Origin of the sequence: Leeuwenhoekiella marinoflava DSM 3653 (assembly GCF_900129005.1) — a bacterium.
Classification (GTDB): Bacteria; Bacteroidota; Bacteroidia; order Flavobacteriales; family Flavobacteriaceae; genus Leeuwenhoekiella; species Leeuwenhoekiella marinoflava.
Window position 1 is genome coordinate 18,724 of record NZ_FQUN01000010.1, and the last position, 21,086, is coordinate 39,809.

Consider the following 21,086-nt stretch of genomic DNA (forward strand, 5'->3'; position numbering starts at 1 on the left):
TAACAGTCAGAAACTGATTTAAGATTTAGAATCTAACTGCTTCTTAAAGTATATAATGCTCTTTTATGCTTCAGTACAAACTCGCAGACAACAAAGGAAACGCTCTGGTGGATTCATATTGTAATCTGAAATGCAAAAAGGATTTGCAGAAATTCTATAAAATTAAAAGAAAGTATCTCCAATACTATTTATAAGGTTTTGATTTAGTTTATAAGCTAAATTTGTGATCGCTCTCGTATTTGTTTACTTTGCGTACTCATTTTAATAGGTTTTAAAGTGATTAATTAGAGGGCGAAACTTTGAGCGGCAACGCCCTCTTTTTAGATTTAAGATTTTGATCTTAGTAACAGGATTTCAAAAGGCTTATACTTCGGTTACATAGCGTTTGATGCCATCTTTATCCTCATAGCTTCGGGATTTGAGTTTCCCGGTCAGCGCTAACTCTTTGCCTTTTGGTGCGTAGTTTTCAATAAGTTCTGCCGTCTTTCCCCAGGCGACAACGGTGTGTCATTGGGTATCCTGCACCTTCTCCCCTTTTGAATTTTTGTAAAACGTATTAGTAGCTAATGAAAAACGAACTACTTTTTTACCGCTCTCCAGCGTGGTTACTGTAGGCTCACCCCTACATTTCCGATTAACTGTACTTGATTTTGATCGTACTCATAAAGTAATATTTATAAAATTAATTAGGCTGTCTAAACCCTTCAGACAGTTTACATTTGTATTGTAAAAAAATGATTTACTTATCTTATCCTGAGCGTTTTCCTTTCCTGCCAGCAGGTTTGTTTTTGATTGTTTTGATCCCGCTTCTTGTTGTATGTTTTGAACTGATTTCATAATACTTCTTTTTGATTTACTTCCCTTAGCGCCTATAGCCGTTCCTTTTTTTATTGCTGATACACCTTCAAGAATTGAATTAGTAAGGACATATAAAAGCGCGGTATAAGCGGTTATGCTTTCCGGCTAACTTCAAACTCTTGGTATTTTACTTTCAAAAAAAAAGAGAATACAGCGATGCTGCTGAAGGATAAAAAACAGCCGAAGCAGGAGCAACATGAATATAGAGTGGTATTGTATTTGAAAGTTAAAAAGGTCCTATTCAAAAATAGAACGAAATAGAAATGCATTTAACGGTATTGGCATAGAGACACTTCCAAAAAATTAAGAAAGCTTTTTATAAATAATATCTAATTAACATTCATCTGTATTATCAACGATATAGTGGATTATTCTTTAAATTAAATTAACATATCTATGTAAAATGCGCCACTTTCTTCAAGTTTCGTTAAGGATTTATTAAAGCATAATTATTTACATATAGTCACTTTTTAACCACATTTGCGATTGATTGTTTACTAATATTAATAATTAATCCAAACAATGAAAAAACTAATTTATGTAACACACATTACCTTGTTCTTATTAACCTCTATTTTATTTGCACAGGATAGAACACTTCAAGGTACGGTAACTGACACTAATGGGATGCCCTTACCGGGAGCCAGTATTGTGGTAAAAAATACAACCATAGGAGTAGTGACAGATTTTGACGGAAATTTTACAATCAACATTCCTGAAAACGAGAATGTGATTGAGGCAACTTTTATGGGGTTTAAATCGCAGGAGTTAAATGTTACCGGTAAGACTACCCTAACAATAGTTCTTGAAGAAGATGCTCAAGGCCTTGATGAAGTTGTAGTAACAGCCTTAGGTATTAAACGGGAAACCAAGAAACTTTCATATGCTGTACAAAAAGTTGATGGCAATGAACTTGCAGAAGCCAAAGAAACTAACGTAGTAAACTCCCTTTCCGGCAAAATGGCCGGGGTACGGGTTACAGGCGGTAACAGTGGTGTAGGTTCTAGTTCCCAAATTATTATTCGTGGAGAAAACTCATTAAATCCCAGTCCTAATGCAAATTCACCTTTATTTGTTGTTGACGGAATCCCTATCAACAATAATGTAAATAATGCAGGTGGTGACGGCAATATGGGTGTAGACTTTGGCAATGGCGCGATGGACATCAATCCGGACGATGTTGCAGAAATGACTGTACTTAAAGGTCCTAACGCTACGGCTCTTTATGGTTCCCGTGGTGCCAATGGAGTGGTTTTGATCACTACAAAATCAGGCAAAGGCTCTAAAGGAATCGGAGTATCATTTAATCACAATACTACTTTTGAAACCCTTTTAACCTTACCAAAATATCAAAACGAATATGGTCAGGGCTCTAACGGTCAATTTGCATTTAACGATGGAGGACAAAATCGCTCAGTAACCGGTGGAATCAACGATCATGTTGATGAAAGCTGGGGACCTGCACTTAACGGTCAGTTGATTCCGCAGCACGACAGTCCTACTACAAGCGGATTCAGAGCAGGAGATGTAAACTTGCGTCCGCGTAACCCGGACGGGAGTTTTGCTGATGAAATTATAGCCACTCCCTTTAGTGCACAGCCTGACAATATAAGAGACTTCTTTGAAACCGGTTTTACGATGAGCAATAATATTGCATTAACCGGAGCCAATAAAGACGGAAACTTTAGAGTTTCCTTTACAGACTTAAACAGTGAGAGTATTGTTCCGAACTCTAATTTTAAAAGACGTACGTATGCGATAAATGGGGCCTATAACCTCACAGACTGGTTAAAGGTTAGTGCCTCAATGAACTATGTAAATTCTAATTCCGATAACCGGCCCAATAACTCCTACGGTACTGAAAATGTTATGTATTTATGGATCTGGTTTGGTCGTCACATTAATATGAATGGACTTAGAGATTACTGGCAACCGGGACTTGAAAATACACAACAGTTTAACTACAATTACAATTACCACGACAATCCGTTTTTTACTGTGTTTGAGAATACGAACTCCTTTAACCGGGATCGTATCATTACCAACATGCGTGCAGACCTTAAACTAGCTGACGGTTTAGACCTAATGTTCCGTACAGGTCTGGATTATTCAAACGAACTGGATATGCGTAAAAGAGCCTATTCTACACAGCGTTTCCCTAACGGGCAATACCGGGAGGATTATATCTATGCCCAGGAGCAAAATACTGACTTCTTGTTATCTTATAATAAGATGCTTACAGAAGATTTTGAATTTGGAGTATCTGCCGGTGCAAACCATCGTGTGGCAAAAAACAGATATCAGCGTATAAGCGCCAACTCCCTTTCAATCCCTGCTATTTATAACTTTGGTAATGCAGCAGAACCGCTTACTACCAGTGATTACGACAGTGAATTCCGGGTAAACAGTGTATACGCTTTTGGTAATATAGCTTATAAAAACTATCTGTTTTTAGACTTAACTGCCAGAAACGACTGGTCTTCTACCCTTCCCGAAGATAACAACAGCTACTTTTATCCGTCAGCAGGTATTAGCGCTATTCTTTCTGATATGTTTGAACTGCCGCAAGCCATTAGTTTTGCTAAACTTAGAGCAGGTTATGCAGTGGTAGGTAATGATACCAACCCTTACAATCTGGCAGCGACCTACGGTTTTGGAGATACCTTTAACGGATTCTCCAGAGTATATTCTCCTTCAGAATTGAAAAATTCTGATTTAAAGCCCGAAAAAACCAATTCAATAGAACTGGGTGCTGATTTGCGTTTCTTCAGCAATCGCTTAGGCCTTGATGTGGCGATATATCAGTCTACTACTAAAAACCAGATCATATCACTTCCGGTTTCTAACACTTCAGGATTTAGTTCTCGGGTGATTAATGCAGGCGAAGTTCAAAATCGCGGATTGGAGATCACATTAAGTGCAACGCCTTTACGTACAGAAAATTTTAAATGGAATTCTTCGGTAAACTTTACAATGAACCGAGGAAAAGTTATTGAACTTACTGACGAACTTGACTTCTATACCATTAAGAACAATTACCTAACTGTAGGTGCTGCTATTGGGGAGCGAATAGGAGATTTATATGGCACAGGCTTTCAAAAGGTAAACGATCCTAACAGCCAGTATAACGGTCAATGGATTATAAACCCTGATTCCGGACTGCCTATTGTAGATAACGAACTGAAAAAATTAGGAAATTACAGTCCGGATTTTATGGTTGGATTCCAAAACAGCTTTCAATATAAAAATTTCAATTTCAGCTTTTTATTTGACTGGCGACAAGGAGGGGAATTTCACTCTCGTACTGTTGCCATAGGTGGTACAACCGGTATGCTAGACTTTACCGTTCCCGGTCGTGAAACCGGCATTGTGGCAGAAGGGGTTATCGATAATGGAAACGGCTCCTATACCCCAAACACTAAAAATGTTTCCGCTTCTAATTATTACTCACACGTGTATGACAGAAGTAATGAGGAAAGCTCCATGTTTGATGCTACCTATGTAAAGTTGCGAGAAGTTAAACTGGGTTATACGCTACCTAAAAAATGGTTTGAAACTGTTCCTTTCTCCTCGGCTACCATTTCCTTAGTGGGAAGAAACCTGGCATTATGGACCGAAAATGATCATGTTGACCCAGAAACAATCTCATTCTCTGGGGGCTCTATTGTTCCCGGGGTTGAAGATATGGCCTTACCCAGCACCCGCAGTTTTGGTGTAAATGTTAATCTAGAATTTTAAGAAAGCACACAATGAAAACAAGTAATATATTACAGATTCTTGTACTGGCCTGTATTTTATTTACAGCCTGTACCGATAATTTTGACGAGATTAACTCTAACCCAAATGCACCTGAAGGAGTAAGCGCTAACCTGCTGACTTCTACGGTAACATCAGAAATTACCAGAACACTAACTCAAGAAGGTTATAGTGACGGAAACTCCATCACGCAGTTGATGGCTAAAAATAACTTTCCGGGCTTTGCGCAATTTGATTGGGGCGATCAAGGTATGTGGAACTTTTTCTACGGAATTCTTCCGGAAATAGATGATATTCTTCAGATATCACGAAACGAAGAAACCCAGAATAGCACCTACGAAGGGATTGCGCTTACTTTACGCGCACTTTGCTTTGCAAATCTTACAGATTTATATGGAAACGTTCCGTATTCTGAAGCTTTAGCGGGAGATACAGAGAATATTTTCACGCCGGTTTACGATTCTCAGGAAATGATTTATAACGGTGTGCTCCAGGATTTAGCAGATGCTGATGCCGCTTTGGCTGTAAATCAAAGTATCACAGGCACCACCGGAGATGTAATTTACAACGGAAATCCTACTCAATGGCGAAAACTAGCCAACTCCCTAAGATTGCGTTATCTCCTACGCATCTCAAAACAACGTGATGTCTCTCAGGAAATGCAAGCTGTTGTAAGCACAGGAAATTATATCCAAACCAATGCTGATAACGCTACACTTACCTACAGCGGAACTTCTAATACAGATTCCTGGCCGGAAAGTACGGGACGTATAGGTGGTTTCGATGAAAAAAGTCTTTGTGATACAGCTTTGGAATACTTCAACACCTTTAACGATCCTAGATTAGATATCTGGTTTGATCGAAATAGTGAAGGCAACTGGGTGGGAATGCCTATTGGTCTCAATCAGGATAACGCACGCGCTTTTGACGATGCCAACAGCCCAAGTCGCTTAGATGTAGAATTGTTTTACAATTCGGCTACCCAAGCAGAAGCTTATATCATTAAAAATTCTGAGGTACAGTTTATTCTTGCCGAAGCTTCTGAAAGGGGTATTATTACGGGTGATGCAGCGGCATATTACAATGCCGGTGTTCGTGCAAGCTTATCGTACTGGGGTGTGGCAGATACGGTTATTGACAGTTATCTCGCTCAACCAGCTGTTGCCTATAATGGTTCTCTTGAATTGTTGTTAACTCAAAAAACTATCGCCTTGTGGAATGTGGATTATCAAGGATGGATGAACTACAGAAGAACCGGCCTTCCTGCATTAGAACCGGGACCAGATACGCTTAACGGAGCACTTTATCCTGTACGCTTCTTATATCCTTCTTCAGAACAAACGCTGAATACTGCTAACTATCAGGCTGCAGTAAGCGCCATGGGTGGAGATACTATCAACGTTAAAGGATGGTGGGAAACCGGAAATCGTTATTAATTCAATAATTAAAAAATCAGGTTGGGTTGCTCATTGAGTTGGGCAACCTCAACTTGTTTTATTTCAGTATGAAACATAAAAATTATCTTTTTAAAAGTCTCAAAGCAGGTCTACTGATTGCCACTGTGTTCTTGAGCTCCTGCACAACAGAAAGTACACCAGATCTGGGCATTAAACATATCATTGTTATAGGAGTTGACGGTCTGAGTCCTGACGGAATTAACAAAGCTCAGACCTCGGTGATTGACAGCTTGATAAAAAATGGCGCATCTACATTTGAAGCACGATCTGTATTACCTTCAAGTTCTAGCTCTAACTGGGCCAGTATGATTATGGGTGCAGATACAGAGCAACATGGTATTACTTCTAACGGTTGGGAAATAAACAATTATACCCTTCCGGCTGTAGTTTCAGGACATGATAGCAGATTCCCTACCATTTTCACCTTATTTCATGATCAAAAACCAGAAGCTCACGTAGGTGCTATCTACGATTGGGATGGTTTTGGCAGATTGTACAATCCAGAGGATGTAGCTTTTGATATTAACGGAGACCTCGAAGACGGCACGACACAAGACGCAAGCTCCTACATTAAAGAGCATAAGCCCGACTTTACTTTTATTCACTTGGATCACGTTGACCACGCAGGGCATAGCGAAGGGCACGGTACCGATTCTTATTACAAAGCTGTTGAAAAAGCAGATAGTCTCATTGGCACCATCATCCAAGCCACTAAAGACACAGGTATTTTCGAAAATACGCTATTTATTATATCTGCAGATCATGGCGGGCTAGGAAAAGGGCACGGCGGAGAATCCTTAGCCGAAGTAAATATTCCATTTATACTTTACGGAGCAGGAGTAAAAAAAGGATATACAATTGAAGAAACTGTTTATCAATATGATAATGCTGCGACCGTTGCTTTTGCAGCTGGTTTAGAAACACCGCAGGCGTGGATTGGCAGACCTGTGAAAAGTGCTTTTACAGGTTATGAAAAACCGGTTTTACCTTACAAAAAACAACAGCAACTCAGTACTCCCGTTCTATTACCCGAAAACGGACCCTATGCACCTCCTGGTGGATTATTTACCGAATCGAAAGTTGAAGTAAACCTAAACAACCCTAATACAATAGGAAACATCTATTATACGCTGGATGGTTCTGATCCTTCCGTTGAAAGCGGTATAAAATATACCGCTCCATTTTCAGTAGACAGCACAACGCTGGTTCGTGCTATTGTTGCAGAAGAAGGAAAAACAAGCAGTACAATTGCTGCAGGGAGTTACCGGTTAATTTCTACACAGAAAAAACCCGGAATTTTATTCAATATATACCCCTTAGAAAATCTTACTTCCTTACCTGACTTCAGAAATCTGAAAACATCCCAAACCGGAAATATTATGGAGTTTGAGAGCGGCATCCTTGACAGTCTGGACTCCGCAGCAAGTACTGCGGTAGTTTTTACTTCAGTATTAAAAATAGATACAGCCGGAAGCTATACGTTTTATACCAACAGCGATGATGGAAGTAAACTTTATATAAACGGGAAACTCGTAGTTGACAACAATGGGGACCACGGTGTACAGGAGCGCAGCGGCACTATAAATCTAAAAAAAGGCATGCATTCTATTAAAATTGAATATTTTAACGGTGGCGGCGGTTACTATCTGGATGCTCAATACAAAGGTCCGGGTATTGGAAAACAAATCATTCCGGCAGATAAATTAAGCCAGAATTAAACGCAATATGAAAAATAAGCTTTCTAAAAACGAATTGATTGTTGAAGGAGACATCAATCTATCTGAAGGACGAAAAAAATGGTTAGCAGAAGAAGTTGATGAGGCAACAAAAGATCTACTGGCTAAAGATGCACAATACTTTTTGCACCAGGCTTTATCTACACCTTGCATGGACGTTCTGGCTCATGCAAAAGGTCCGTTTATCACCAATACTTCAGGTAAAAACTATTTTGACTTTCACGGAAACAATGTGCATCAAATAGGGTTTTCCCATCCTAAACTTATTGAAGCGCTTAAAAAACAATTAGATCAACTTACCTTTTCTACCCGCAGGTATACCAATGAAACGGCTATTAATTTTGCCGAAAAACTCACAAGCCTCACTCCCGGTTTAGATAAAATACTGATGACACCTAATGGCAGTTCTGCAGTTGGGATCGCCCTTAAACTGGCTCGTGCGGTAACGGGTAAATATAAAGTGTTGTCGTTTTGGGATTCCTTTCACGGCGCATCTCTAGATGTGGTAAGCGTAAGCGGCGAATCGGTTTTTAGAGAACAAATGGGACCTTTGATGCCCGCTGTAGAGCATATTCCACCTCCCATAACCTATCGTGGTATTTATGAAAATAACGAAGATAAAGCGATAGAATATTTAGAGTATATCTTGGCGAAAGACAATCAGATTGGAGCATTTTTAGCAGAAACGGTTCGCAACACAGACGCACAGATTCCGTCTAAAAAATTCTGGAAAGCAGCCCGAAAACTCTGTGACAAACATGATGTGCTCTTGATTCTTGACGAAATCCCAATCGCTTTGGGTCGCACGGGAAAACTATTTGCTTACGAACATTTTGATATTGTACCAGACATTCTTTGCTTAGGTAAAGGTCTTGGCGGCGGCATCATACCACAGGCAGCGATTGTTACTAAAAGTGAATACGACCGGTTTAACCACATTTCGCTGGGTCATTATACGTTTGAAAAAAGTCCGATGGGAGCAGCAGCAGCCTTAACTACACTGCAAATTATTGAGGAGGAACACCTACTGGAGCATGTAGTTTATTTAGAAGGAATGGTGCAAGCTACCTTAAATGATTTCCAACATAAATACAAAATCATTGGAGACATAAGAGGTCTTGGTTTACTCTGGGGTATAGAACTCGTAAAAGACCGTACAACTAAAGAAAAAGCTACCGCTGAAGCTGAAGCAATTATGTATGAATGCCTAAAAAATGGACTGAGCTTTAAAGTCTCTAAAGGAAATGTTTTACAACTCTGCCCGGCACTTAGCATTACAACCACACAGCTTGCGGAGGGTCTGGCTATTTTAGAAAACGCATTAGAAAAAATCACTAAATCTTAAAAACGATGAAACACATCATAGGTCTTAGCTTGCTTATTATCAGTTTTTGCACTACGATGCAGGCACAACGAAATAGCTTTCTTGTAAAACCCTATTTACAAGATGCAGAGCCCACATCTATAATTATTAAATGGGAAACCGAGTTTGATGGAGAAAGCACTGTAGAATGGGGTTTGACGGCAAAACTGGGAAATAAAACAACAGGTAATTCAAATAAAGTAAATTTTGGAGAATCGCGTTTACACGAAGTTCAGCTTACCGGCTTAAAACGCTTTACCACCTACTATTACCGGGTAAAAACCGGAAAACTTAAATCTGATATTCTTCAGTTTAAAACCCCTCCATTTTCTGGAGAAGCAGCTTCTTTCAACCTGATTGCAATGAGCGATATGCAAATAGACCGCAGTCAACCTGATAAATTTAGTGAAGTAGTGAATGAAGGTATTCTAAACTATCTGGAGCAGCAATTTGGCGGAAAGGTTCCAGACAATTTAGCTTTGGTTATGATTCCCGGAGATCTCGTGGCTCAGGGAAGTGATTATAAACAGTGGCAAACCGATTTTTTCAGACCTTCAGAAAAACTTTTTTCTCAAGTTCCTGTATATCCCGTTCCTGGAAATCATGAGCAAAACTCTCAATTTTTCTTCAAATACTTCAGCCTTCCAGAAAACGGAGATCCCGCATATGCAGAACACTGGTGGTACAAAGACTACGGCAACGTTCGTATTATTGGGCTCGACTCCAATAAAGGCTATCGCGATATGAGAGAGCAATATGAATGGCTCAAGCAGGTTTTGAAAGACACCGAAGAAGAAGAAGATATTGACTTTGTTTTTGCCCAACTGCATCATCCGTATAAATCAGAATTATGGATTCCGGGTGAAGAGGAAACCACCGGAAAAGTGGTTAAGATGCTAGAAACTTTTTCAGATAAAACCGGTAAACCCAGCATTCACTTTTTTGGACATACACACGGGTATTCCCGGGGACAGTCACGCGATCACAACCACTTGTGGGTAAATGTAGCTTCCGCAGGGGGTGCTATTGACAATTGGGGTGAATTTGAAGGCAGGGATTACGATGAGTTTACCGTGACCCAAGACGAATATGGTTTTGTGATGGTCAATGTAGATCCTAATCCTGCAGATCCAAAAATCAGTCTCAAACGCATTAGCCGCGGTAATGTTCAGAATCCTAAAGACAATACTGTTACTGATAGTATTACCGTATATAAAATAAATCAAAAGCCCGATGCACCTGTTGGGATTGCTCCAAAAGAAGAAAGTTTGCCTATCACTGCTATCACGCTGAAAGCATCTCCGTTTAGTGGAGGAAGAGTTTCTAGTAAACACACCGCTTCGCATTGGCAAGTGTCTACAACAACCAACTTTGAAAAACCGGTTACAGACAGTTGGAAACAAAATGAAAATTGGTATTACGAAGAAAACAGACAAAAAGGTGATGACCTTACTGATGAAGATTTATCACGCCTACACCCCTCAACGACCTATTACTGGCGCGTGCGGTATCGCGATCAATATTTAGGATGGAGTGACTGGTCTGATGTATTAACCTTTAAAACTAACTAAGTATTTGTCATTATGAAGATTAAAAAAATAGCATTCCTTCTTTTCGTGGTCAGCTTAAATCTTTTCAACACACAGGCTCAGAGCAACGAGGATCAAAAAGTCATACTAATCACGTTAGACGGATTTCGCTGGCAAGAACTTTTTAGTGGCGCCGATCCCAAACTTATTCGTAACACTCAATATGTTCACGATACGACGGGTTTAAAGTCTAAGTTTTGGCGGGAAACTGAAGCAGAACGCCGGGAAGCTTTGTTACCTTTTATCTGGAATGAAGTGGTTAATCAGGGTGAAATTCACGGAAATCGCAAGTCTGGAAGCAGGGTTAATTTAACCAACGCTATGTGGTTTTCTTATCCCGGGTATAACGAGATACTCACCGGTAAAGCAGATGATAAAAACATCAGGAGTAATGATAAAATATACAACCCTAATGTGACCGTTTTAGAAGAGTTGAACAATACTTCTAAATACAAAGGCAAAGTCGCAGCCTTTACCAGTTGGGATGTTTTTCCGTATATCATCAATGATAAACGCAGTGGTATTCCTGTAAATGCAGCTTTTGATTCGGCTAAAGACACACCTTTATCAGACCGAGAAATCTTCCTTAATAAATTACAAAAAGAGATTCCGAGTCCGTGGGGAAGTGTACGTCTAGATGCTTTTACTCATAATTATGCTTTGGAATATATGCAAAAAAACCATCCAAGTCTGGTGTATATAGCCTACGGCGAAACAGACGATTTTGCACACGACGGAGCATACGATGCCTATTTAAATTCTGCACATACTACCGATACGATGATCAAAGAATTATGGAACTATGTACAATCTGATCCTTTTTATGAAGACAAGACTACCATTATCATTACAACAGACCATGGTCGTGGTACAGAACCCCTGGACACCTGGAGAAGCCATGGGAGTACTATCTCTGGTGCAGATCAAACCTGGATGATTATTCTAGGCTCACAAGCCATCAAAACAGGTGAGGTTAAAGAAAAAGAACAACTCTATACTAATCAAATAGCCCATTGTATCAAAAAAATGCTGGATCATTAAAATGTTTACAATAACGAAACATGAAGTCTTAAAATAACACTTATTTTTACTAATTGTAAATTTTTAAGACTTTTGTTTAAGTTTGTTTAATTGGATTTTTTAGAACCAGTCGGGAGTTTTTACAATCGGCTGGTTTATTTTAAATGAAAAGTATGAGCATAAAAACACAAGATATTAAGTTCATTAGTCGTGCGTCAATAGCTGCTTTTGGAGCTTATTTCTGCATGTATGCGTTTAGAAAACCTTTTGCAGTTGCCACTTTTGAAAATTTAAGTGTTCTGGGAATCGATTATAAAATACTGCTCATTATCGCTCAGGTTCTGGGTTATATGCTCTCCAAATTTATAGGAATCAAAGTCATTTCTGAATTAGAATCTAAATGGCGTCTTGTCTATTTGTTAGGACTCATTGGCATTTCTGAAGTCGCTCTGCTCTTTTTTGGTTTTGTCCCGCAGCCTTATAATATTTTGTTCATGTTTTTCAATGGTCTGCCGCTGGGTATGATTTGGGGCATTGTTTTTTCCTATTTGGAAGGCCGAAAATTTACCGAAATACTCGGGGTGATTTTATGTACCAGTTTTATTGTTTCAAGCGGGGTTGTAAAGTCTATTGGCCTATATGTTATGACCTCTTGGGGAGTTTCACAGTTTTGGATGCCCGCCGTAACCGGAGCTTTGTTCATTTTACCCTTACTCTTTTTTGCTAAACTGTTAGAAACAATTCCCCCTCCTACGGCTGAAGACGAGTCTTTACGTATTGCACGGGTTCCTATGCATAAAAAAGATCGACAAGAAGTGTTGAAACAATTTACCTTACCCCTTTTTATACTTATTCTCTTTTATACGATTTTAACTGCTTTTAGAGATTTACGCGACAATTACGCCAGAGAGCTCTGGGAAGGTCTGGGTTATGCTGATGATATTTCGGTTTATAGTACCTCTGAGATTGCAGTAGCATTACTTGTCTTACTCATTTTAGCTTCGGTCTATACCATAAAAAATAATTTTAAGGCACTGCTTACCTATCATGGCATTTTACTCATGGGTACATTTTCTGTAGGTATAGCCACGCTTCTTTTACAGGGGGGGTATCTAAATCCTTTTTACTGGATGGTCATCACCGGATTTGGACTCTACATTTGTTATGTCCCTTTTAACGCTCTATTTTTTGATCGGTTTATCGCTGCATTCCGCATTAAAGGCAACGCCGGTTTTTTAATTTATCTCGCAGATGCTTTTGGATATATGGGCAGTATGGGTGTTTTGTTTTATAAAAACTTCGGAATGAATGAAATATCCTGGTTAGCTTTTTTTATTAACGGTGCTTATCTGCTTTCGGTATTGGGAACATGTAGTGTTATCGTTTCTTATTTCTATTTAAAAAATAAACACCGCAACGCCAATCTTAACGTTCTAATTCATGAAAACTAAATATGACCTGCTTGTCGTAGGCGGAGGTGTTTTGGGTACGTTTCACGCTTACCACGCTTTAAACAAGGGTTTGCGTGTAGCTATCCTTGAACAAAGCGCGATGCCACAAGGCGCAACCACACGTAATTTTGGTCAGGTAGTACCTTCGGGTATGAATACGAAATGGCAAAATTATGGTCGGGAAAGTCTGCGTATCTATAAGGAAATTCAGGAGCTTTTTGATATTACGATTCGTCAAAATGGGTCTGTATATCTTGCATCTAATGCCGAAGAATTGCAGCTTCTCGAAGAACTCGCTGCTATAAATAAGCAAAACAATTATACTTCTACAATGCTAACTAAAGAGGAGTGTCTGGCAAAACATCCCGGTTTACGTGCAGATTATGTACAAGCAGGCTTGTTTTTTCCTGATGAAGTTACGGTAGAGCCGCGCACGATGATTCACCGCCTACAGCAATTTTTGGTAGCTCAAAAAAAGTTGGATTTATTTACAAATACGAAAGCTATACAAATTGATCAAAACAACGATGAAGTTGTAATCACCACTGCAGATAGAAGCACTTTCAAAGCTAATCAAACATTAATTTGCAACGGAAGTGATTTTAAAACACTTTACCCACAGCTTTTTGCAGACAGCGACTTACAGCTCTCCAAATTGCAAATGCTACAAACTAAACCACAGCAAAACTATAAACTTCCCGGTTCTATTTTAACAGGTTTGTCTATACGTCGTTACGAAGCCTTTTATGAATGTCCTTCTTTTAAGACAATTAAAGCCAAAGAAAACCCAGATAGTTTAGAAAAAAAATGGGGAGTACATATTCTTTTTAAACAGGCAGCAGATGGTTCTGTGATTTTAGGCGACTCTCATGAATATGCTGATGCAGATCGCATTGAAGATTTAGGGTACGGTCTCAATATGGATATTGATAATTTTATGATTGCCGAAGCTAAAAAAATCATTGATCTCCCTACTTATGAAATTCAGGATCGCTGGTATGGGATTTACTCTCAATGTAAAACACAGGATATATTTCTAGAAACCATAGTAGAACGCATTCACATCGCCACCGGAATTGGTGGAAAAGGAATGACCGGAAGCGCAGGTTTCTCAAAAGAACACCTCAACACAATACTTAATTAATACTGTATGAAAACCATAAAACTTGTCGTTTTTGATATGGCAGGAACTACCGTAAATGAAAATAATATTGTTTATAAAACCGTACAGAAAGTCATCAACGACTTAGGCTATACTGTAACTCTTGATAATGTATTAGAATTTGGAGCAGGCAAAGAAAAACATCAGGCGATTACCGATGTTTTACAAAACTGCACCAACTCTTCAGCTGTTAAGAAAGAAGCTGCAACAGCCTTTACAGCCTTTAAACCCGAATTAGAAGTTGCTTATGACACGCTCGAAATTGGCACATTTGACGGGATGCTTTCTTTCTTCAAGAAACTAAAGAATCATCATATTCGGGTGGTTCTCAATACCGGTTATGATGCCAAAACAGCCGCGAAATTACTGGCGAAATTAGCGTGGAATATAGGTGAGGAAATAGATATGCTCATCACAGCAGATGATGTAAAAAATGGAAGGCCGGCACCCGATATGATTCACAAAGCCATGCAGCAGTTTGAGATTACCGATCCCTCTTATGTGCTCAAAGCTGGAGATTCTGAAATAGATATCATTGAAGGAAAAAATGCTAATTGTGGCTTAACCATAGGTGTTTTAAGCGGAGCACAAACTAGAGAACAGTTAGAAGCTGCAAAGCCAGATTATATTCTTAATTTAGTAACTGAGCTTGAAAGTATTTTACTAAACTAACCCCCTACTTTTTAGATGTTGAAAGCGGTATTAGCTTTCAGCATCTTTTAAATAAAAGTAAAGCACCAGCATAGATGTAGGTGTATCACTCCGGTTAATAGGCACATGGGGTATTCTGCCATCAAAGAATATAGCGTCTCCTTCGTGTAGCGTGACTTCTTCTTCGCCAATATTGTAGACACAGCTACCAGATAGCATATACTTAAATTCATATGCGTCTGTTTCTACTTTAGCACGTTCAGAACCGGGTTGAATCTCAAGTAAAACGGCTTCAAAAGCTATAAAAGCAAGTGACTTACCAAAGATAGATTTGTATTGAAATCCTTTAGCATCATCTTCTTTTTCTATTATTGAATTTTCAGCTTTGCGCGAAACGATAAACGCCGTTTTTCCGCTTTGCGGAAGGCTGTTAAAAAACGCAGCCACTTCGGTTTCTAAAGCATTGATGATATTTAACAATACCGGAAGCGAAGGTATGGTTCTTCCGTTTTCTATACGAGAGATCAAACCGTTACTCACAGCAGCATTTGCAGCTACCGTATTTATAGTTAATCCTTTCTCTTTTCTAATTTCTCGAATGCGCTTCCCTATTCCTATTATATAGTCTTCCAAATATCTAGTTTTACTATTTGTAAATATCTAGTTCTGAAATAAATTTACCTAATTATTAGGTCTATAAATATCAATTATCACGTAACTATAAGGCATAAAAAAAGGCAAGCTACCTACATCACACCGCTACGACCATCTACCCTTGCTGCGTTCCCGCCCTGGGGGAATTCGACAGGAGCTGGTTGTGTAGGACTTGCCGGGTGCAAATATACAGCAATCAAACAGCAAACCAAACGTTTTTTAAACTGAATTTATTGATTTAACTTGACAACAAAATTATCATACCTATGCGCAGTTATAATCTTCTCGCTATCTTAACCTTAAGTCTTACGATTCTCTCATGTGGCAACGGAAAAGATTTGAGTAAAAGCTTTACTTTAACACTAAACAAGCCCGAAGCGACTCTAAAAAACGGAGATCAAGTAACAATAAACCTCAAACCTAAGGGTGATATTAGTATAGATTCTATCGTTTATTCTTTTAACGGAAAAGTACTAGACCGCAAAAAAGACTTAAGCAGCACTGATGCAACTCTCCATGTCACGAAACTGGGTGAAAAAAAGCTGGAAGCTGAAGTTTATGCAGATGGGAAACACGCTACCATATCCGCTACGCTCACTTTTGTAGCTTTAGAGGCACCGGTTTTATATACTTATGAAATAGTAAATACATATCCACATAATGAAACTTCTTATACTCAAGGACTGGAGTTTCACGGCGACACTTTATATGAAAGTGTAGGTGAATACGGGAAGTCTGGTTTGTTAAAAACCGACTTAAAAACCGGAAGAATCCTAAAACGCATTGATCTTGCCAAGAATTTTTTCGCCGAAGGCTTAACAATATTAGACTCCAGATTGATTCAATTGACATGGAGAGAGAATCAAGGTTTTGTTTACGACTTAAACACTTTTGAAAAAACCGATACCTTCAATTATGGAAAAAGTAAAGAAGGCTGGGGTCTTTGCAACGATGGCAATACCATATACAAATCTGATGGCACAGAAAAAATATGGCTTTTAGATGCAGAAACTTATGCTGAAGAAGAATTCATTCAAGTTGTAGATTCTAAAAAACTACGCTCTAAATACAATGAGCTAGAATGGGTTAAGGGTAAAATCTATGCTAACAGCTACCAGTTTGATAGTATTTCTATAATTAATCCAGAAACCGGTGCGATTGAAGGCGTTGTTGATTTGAGACCGCTAAAGAAACAGGTAAATTCTATAGAAGATGCCGGTAATGAAGTTCTCAACGGGATCGCTTATAACCCCAAAACAGACCAGCTTTACGTCACAGGTAAACATTGGGACAAATTGTTTGAGATTCGTCTGATCAAGAAATAATCTGTTGAAAAATCTACTAAAAACCGGACTTCTATTCCTTGCTATCTTTGCTGCTACGCTTTTTATGAGTGCGTGCCGGGAAGATTTTGAACCCACACGCAGTGAAGGGAACCTGAGTTTTTCTAAAGACACGGTTTTTTTAGATACGGTTTTTTCAAATATTGGGAGCAGCACTTATACTTTAAAGGTTTACAACAATTCAACTAATCTTATCTCGATACCTTATGTTGGTTTATCGCAAGGCGAAAACTCCAAGTACAGGCTTAATGTTGACGGCCTGGCCGGGAAGGTTTTTGAAAACATAGAAATTCTATCTAAAGACAGTATTTATATTTTTATAGAAACTACTGTAGATGCAGCCATTCAAACCGAAAACAGCTTTGTCTACACAGATCAGATACGGTTTGACTCAGGTTCTAACCTGCAAACTGTAGAACTCGTAACCCTCGTTCAAGATGCAATTTTTCTATATCCAGATCGAAATGCGGCAGGCATTAAAGAAACCTTAGCAACTGGTGTTGACCAAACCGGAGCTCCCATAACGGTTGAAGGTTTTCTGCTAGAAGATGATCAATTGAATTTTACCAACCAAAAACCCTATGTGATTTACGGCTATGCCGGAATACCTTCGGGAAAAACACTGCAAATTGATGCCGGGGCTCGGTTACATTTTCATGAAAACAGCGGACTCATTTTTGCTAATGGATCACGTTTAGAAGCAACTGGTACGTTGAGTGAAAATCTAGAATTACTTGAAAATGAAATCATTTTTGAAGGTGACCGCTTAGAACCGGAATACAGCGAAATCCCCGGTCAATGGGGAACGCTTTGGTTTACTCCCGGCAGTACAGCTTCATTAGATTACGTCACCATAAAAAATAACAATATTGGTATTCTCGTTGATGGCAATACCGGAAGTAAGAATCCGGATTTTAATATAAATAATACGCAGATTTATAATTCGTCAAATGTTGGATTATACGGTTTAACCGCATCCATTCTTGGGAAGAATGTAGTTATTGGCAATTCAGGTATTTCCAATTTATGGTTGCGATTGGGAGGCAACTATAAGTTTACTCACAGTACATTTGCTAATTACTGGTCTCAAAGTTTCAGAAGTACAGCTGCAGTACAACTCGATAATTATTTAGAAACCGACTCAGAATTATTAATTGCTACATTAGAGCGGGCTACATTTAGCAACTGTATTATCTATGGAAATCAATCTCAGGAAATCAGTTTAAAAGCTATAGCAACCGCTGATTTTAATTTCAGCTTTTCACATTCCTTAATCAAATTTGATGATCCTTTTGATGAATTTGCTGATGAAGCCAATTACGATTTCAATAATGAGAGTATTTATTTAAATATGCTATTCAGCGAGAATCCTGATTTTAGAAATTCAGCTATAAACGACTATAGAATTGGTGATGATTCCGCTGCAAAAAATCTAGGTGATCCCAGCACAGCCCTTAAAGTTCCTTTAGATATTTTAGGAGAATCCAGATTAAATCGGGCAGACTCAGGTGCCTATCAAGCAACACTTTTTGAAGATTAGACTATGAACATAAAATTATCTAAACTACTTTCTCTACTTCTACTCTTCTTGCTTGGTATAAATTCTACTTACGCTCAAGCTCCAATATTAGAAGCTGATGCAGATCAAATTTATTGTCCGTTATCAAGTATTACTATAGCCCCTGATTTTGACCTTCAAAACCCCGGAGGATCTCCTATAGATGCACTTTATATACAGATTTCTTCTGGTTACGAAAGAGGAACAGATTTTTTAGAAATTATCAACTTGCCCAACCTTACTCAATCTTTTAATCCTAGTAATGCAAAGCTTACACTCAACTTTTCTAATACCGTCACCACTTCCGAAATCATTGCTGCGGTCAGAGCTGTTACTTTTAGAAGTTCACGAGCAAACATAAGTGGTAGACGTGTATTTTCAATAACCATAGGTCAGGCAAATTATTTGGCCTCTACAGACCATTATTATGAGTATGTCCCCGATAATTTAATTACTTGGCAAGCTGCTAAAACTGAAGCTGAGGGAAGAACCTACTATGGTTTACAAGGATATTTAGCGACATTAACTTCTCTAGAAGAAGCTGTTTTATGTGGAGAACAAACCCAAGGCGCCGGATGGATCGGTGGTACAGACGAAGCACAGGAAGGAGTTTGGGAATGGGTTACCGGCCCCGAAGGTCTTGCGGGAGGTGTTGAGTTTTGGCGAGATGGTCCAAATGGTAGCACAACACTGTTTGCCTATTGGAATAGCGGTGAACCCAACAATGTAAATGGCGGTGAAAACTATGCTCATATTACTGCTCCGGGTATTGGTATTCCCGGCTCCTGGAATGATCTCAGAACAACCGGGGAGACTAACGTAGACTTTCAGCCTAAAGGCTATCTTGTAGAATACGGTGGGATGCCCGGTGATCCATCACTAAAAATTGCTACCTCAACTAGTATCAGCATACCCACTACTACTGTGACAGGAGATACACGCTGTGGCTCAGGATCTGTAAACTTAAGTGCTACTACAACAGATGGGATCTTGAATTGGTACGATGCTCCATCTGGTGGAAATCTGATTCATACAGGAACTAATTATAATCCAACAATTAATACAACTCAAAATTTTTATGTAGCTGGCGAAGCTTTAGGTTGTAATACCGGTGGTCGTAAAACAGTTACCGCAACAATACTTGATGTAGTAGATGCAGCCGATACAATCACCATTACAAATTGTGATGAAGACGGAACTCCAGATGGCTTTACAGATTTTAATCTAAACAATAGCATTCCGTTTATTACCAATGATACTGGTGTTCAAGTTACTTTTTATCAAACCCGATTTGACGCAGACACTAATTCTGGCACTAATGTAATTGCACCCGAGTCTTATAATAATCAAAATGGCAGCACAATCTATTCTTATACAGAAAATGCAAATGGCTGTTTTAAAGTTTCAATATTAAACCTTAAAGTTTCGACTACTTCCTTTCCTTCTAATTACGTCTATAATTTAACAGAATGTGATACAGACGGTGAAGTAGATGGTTTTCATAATTTTGATTTAACTGAAGCTACTGTTGCTATGCTTGGTCAATTTCCATCTGGGAGCAATTTAGAAGTATCTTATTATAAAAATGAACAAGATGCCCTTCTTGCTAACAACGAAATTACATCTCAAAATTCGTATACCAATGAAATTGTAGATTCTCAGACTCTTTATGTTCGCGTAGAAAATACTTCATCAGGTTCTTGTTTTGGAATAGGACCGCACCTACAGTTAACTGTAGAACCCATACCGGTATTTGATGTTTTAAACGAAGGGAAATTTTGCAGTAATGCCAGCTCTTTTACACTTGAAACAATTAATGCTCGTGATTTGTATACTTATAATTGGACTGATGACACAGGTACCACAATAGGTAATACTCCTTCTATTGTTGTAACCACTCCTGGTATATACACAGTTACAGCAGCAACTACATACGGTTGTGAGTCAGTGCCCAAAACAATTGAAGTTATTGCTTCTGAAGTTGCTACATTAGATATCAGTACTATTGAAGTTACAACCGAAAACGAAATCAATACTATTCGTATTACAGATCTCAACCAGCTGGGAATAGGTGATTATGAGTTTGCTTTAGATGATGCCCTGGGACCCTATCAGGATGAAGCTGTTTTCAGGGATGTAGCTATAGGTTTTAGAATGCTCTACGTACGTGATAAAAATGGATGCGGCATAAGCAATATCGAAATTCCTGTATTGGGTTTTCCGAAATATTTCACTCCTAATAATGATGGTTATCACGATGAATGGGGAGCAGCAGGATTAGATAATTTTAATTTTACTGCAATCACCGTTTATATCTATAACCGCTACGGAAAACTACTTAAATCACTAGTTGGCTTCGATCAAAACTGGGATGGAACCGTAAGAGATAAAACCTTACCTTCTGATGAATATTGGTATACAGCTCTACTGACTGATTCTTCTGGTGAACTGAAAGAATACAAAGGACACTTCAGTTTAAAACGATAAA

Annotated in this window: 14 protein-coding genes, 1 other RNA gene and 1 pseudogene; 12 read left to right on the top strand and 4 right to left on the bottom strand. The window is 38.8% G+C overall.

Features of this window, described 5'->3' with window-relative positions; translation table 11 throughout:
* Positions 1-326: 326 nt before the first annotated feature.
* A pseudogene (locus tag BUB91_RS09810) lies at positions 327-674 on the bottom strand (single-stranded DNA-binding protein).
* The gene (locus tag BUB91_RS21015) at positions 661-837 is read right to left on the bottom strand and encodes a hypothetical protein (protein WP_164917856.1); all 177 of its coding nucleotides are present in this window, start codon (positions 835-837) and stop codon (positions 661-663) included. The pseudogene BUB91_RS09810 and the gene BUB91_RS21015 overlap by 14 nt, the downstream one beginning before the upstream one ends.
* Positions 838-1,380: 543 nt before the next feature.
* On the opposite strand from BUB91_RS21015, the gene BUB91_RS09815 reads away from it, so the two are divergent.
* The 9 genes from BUB91_RS09815 to BUB91_RS09855 all read left to right on the top strand — a co-directional run bounded on the left by BUB91_RS09815 (position 1,381) and on the right by BUB91_RS09855 (position 15,064).
* Positions 1,381-4,596, top strand: coding sequence for a SusC/RagA family TonB-linked outer membrane protein (locus BUB91_RS09815; RefSeq protein ID WP_073099072.1), 3,216 nt, complete (start codon positions 1,381-1,383; stop codon positions 4,594-4,596).
* An 11-nt stretch (positions 4,597-4,607) separates the two neighbouring features.
* Positions 4,608-6,050, top strand: a complete 1,443-nt coding sequence (locus tag BUB91_RS09820; RefSeq protein WP_073099073.1) for a SusD/RagB family nutrient-binding outer membrane lipoprotein — start codon at positions 4,608-4,610, stop codon at positions 6,048-6,050.
* Between the two features lie 68 nt (positions 6,051-6,118).
* Complete coding sequence (locus tag BUB91_RS09825; RefSeq protein ID WP_073099226.1) at positions 6,119-7,789, top strand: alkaline phosphatase family protein; 1,671 nt, start codon at positions 6,119-6,121, stop codon at positions 7,787-7,789.
* Positions 7,790-7,796: 7 nt separating this feature from the next.
* Entirely contained in the window at positions 7,797-9,152 is a 1,356-nt protein-coding gene (gene pbfA / locus BUB91_RS09830; RefSeq protein ID WP_073099074.1) for a (R)-1-hydroxy-2-aminoethylphosphonate ammonia-lyase, read from the top strand.
* A 5-nt stretch (positions 9,153-9,157) separates the two neighbouring features.
* Positions 9,158-10,741 carry a fibronectin type III domain-containing protein gene (locus tag BUB91_RS09835; RefSeq protein ID WP_073099075.1) on the top strand — a complete coding sequence of 528 codons (1,584 nt, stop codon included), beginning with the start codon at positions 9,158-9,160 and terminating at the stop codon, positions 10,739-10,741.
* A 12-nt stretch (positions 10,742-10,753) separates the two neighbouring features.
* Complete coding sequence (locus BUB91_RS09840) at positions 10,754-11,800, top strand: alkaline phosphatase family protein (RefSeq protein ID WP_073099076.1); 1,047 nt, start codon at positions 10,754-10,756, stop codon at positions 11,798-11,800.
* Positions 11,801-11,952: 152 nt separating this feature from the next.
* Positions 11,953-13,230: a DUF5690 family protein gene (locus BUB91_RS09845; RefSeq protein ID WP_175551007.1), complete on the top strand. Its 1,278-nt coding sequence runs from the start codon at positions 11,953-11,955 to the stop codon at positions 13,228-13,230.
* A complete protein-coding gene (locus tag BUB91_RS09850; protein WP_073099078.1) occupies positions 13,220-14,374 on the top strand; it encodes a TIGR03364 family FAD-dependent oxidoreductase in 1,155 nt (384 codons plus the stop codon). The genes BUB91_RS09845 and BUB91_RS09850 overlap by 11 nt, the downstream gene beginning before the upstream one ends.
* Positions 14,375-14,380: 6 nt before the next feature.
* Positions 14,381-15,064 (top strand): phosphonatase-like hydrolase, encoded by a 684-nt coding sequence (locus BUB91_RS09855; RefSeq protein WP_073099079.1) that lies wholly within the window; start codon positions 14,381-14,383, stop codon positions 15,062-15,064.
* Positions 15,065-15,094: 30 nt separating this feature from the next.
* Here the strand turns inward: BUB91_RS09855 and BUB91_RS09860 are convergent, their stop codons facing one another.
* Both BUB91_RS09860 and ffs read right to left on the bottom strand, forming a co-directional pair.
* On the bottom strand, positions 15,095-15,676 hold the full coding sequence (locus BUB91_RS09860) for a helix-turn-helix domain-containing protein (protein WP_073099080.1): 582 nt from the start codon (positions 15,674-15,676) through the stop codon (positions 15,095-15,097).
* 99 nt (positions 15,677-15,775) lie between these two features.
* An RNA gene (gene ffs / locus BUB91_RS09865) (signal recognition particle sRNA small type) lies at positions 15,776-15,875 on the bottom strand.
* A gap of 88 nt (positions 15,876-15,963) precedes the next feature.
* Between ffs and BUB91_RS09870 the strand changes: the two genes are divergently transcribed.
* From BUB91_RS09870 to BUB91_RS09880, 3 genes are read left to right on the top strand one after another with little or no spacing between them, the layout of a single operon-like run.
* The gene (locus BUB91_RS09870) at positions 15,964-17,022 is read left to right on the top strand and encodes a glutaminyl-peptide cyclotransferase (RefSeq protein ID WP_073099081.1); all 1,059 of its coding nucleotides are present in this window, start codon (positions 15,964-15,966) and stop codon (positions 17,020-17,022) included.
* 4 nt (positions 17,023-17,026) lie between these two features.
* Positions 17,027-18,580: a hypothetical protein gene (locus BUB91_RS09875; protein ID WP_317041337.1), complete on the top strand. Its 1,554-nt coding sequence runs from the start codon at positions 17,027-17,029 to the stop codon at positions 18,578-18,580.
* Positions 18,581-18,583: 3 nt separating this feature from the next.
* Positions 18,584-21,085 carry a T9SS type B sorting domain-containing protein gene (locus BUB91_RS09880; protein WP_083557903.1) on the top strand — a complete coding sequence of 834 codons (2,502 nt, stop codon included), beginning with the start codon at positions 18,584-18,586 and terminating at the stop codon, positions 21,083-21,085.
* Position 21,086 lies beyond the last annotated feature (1 nt).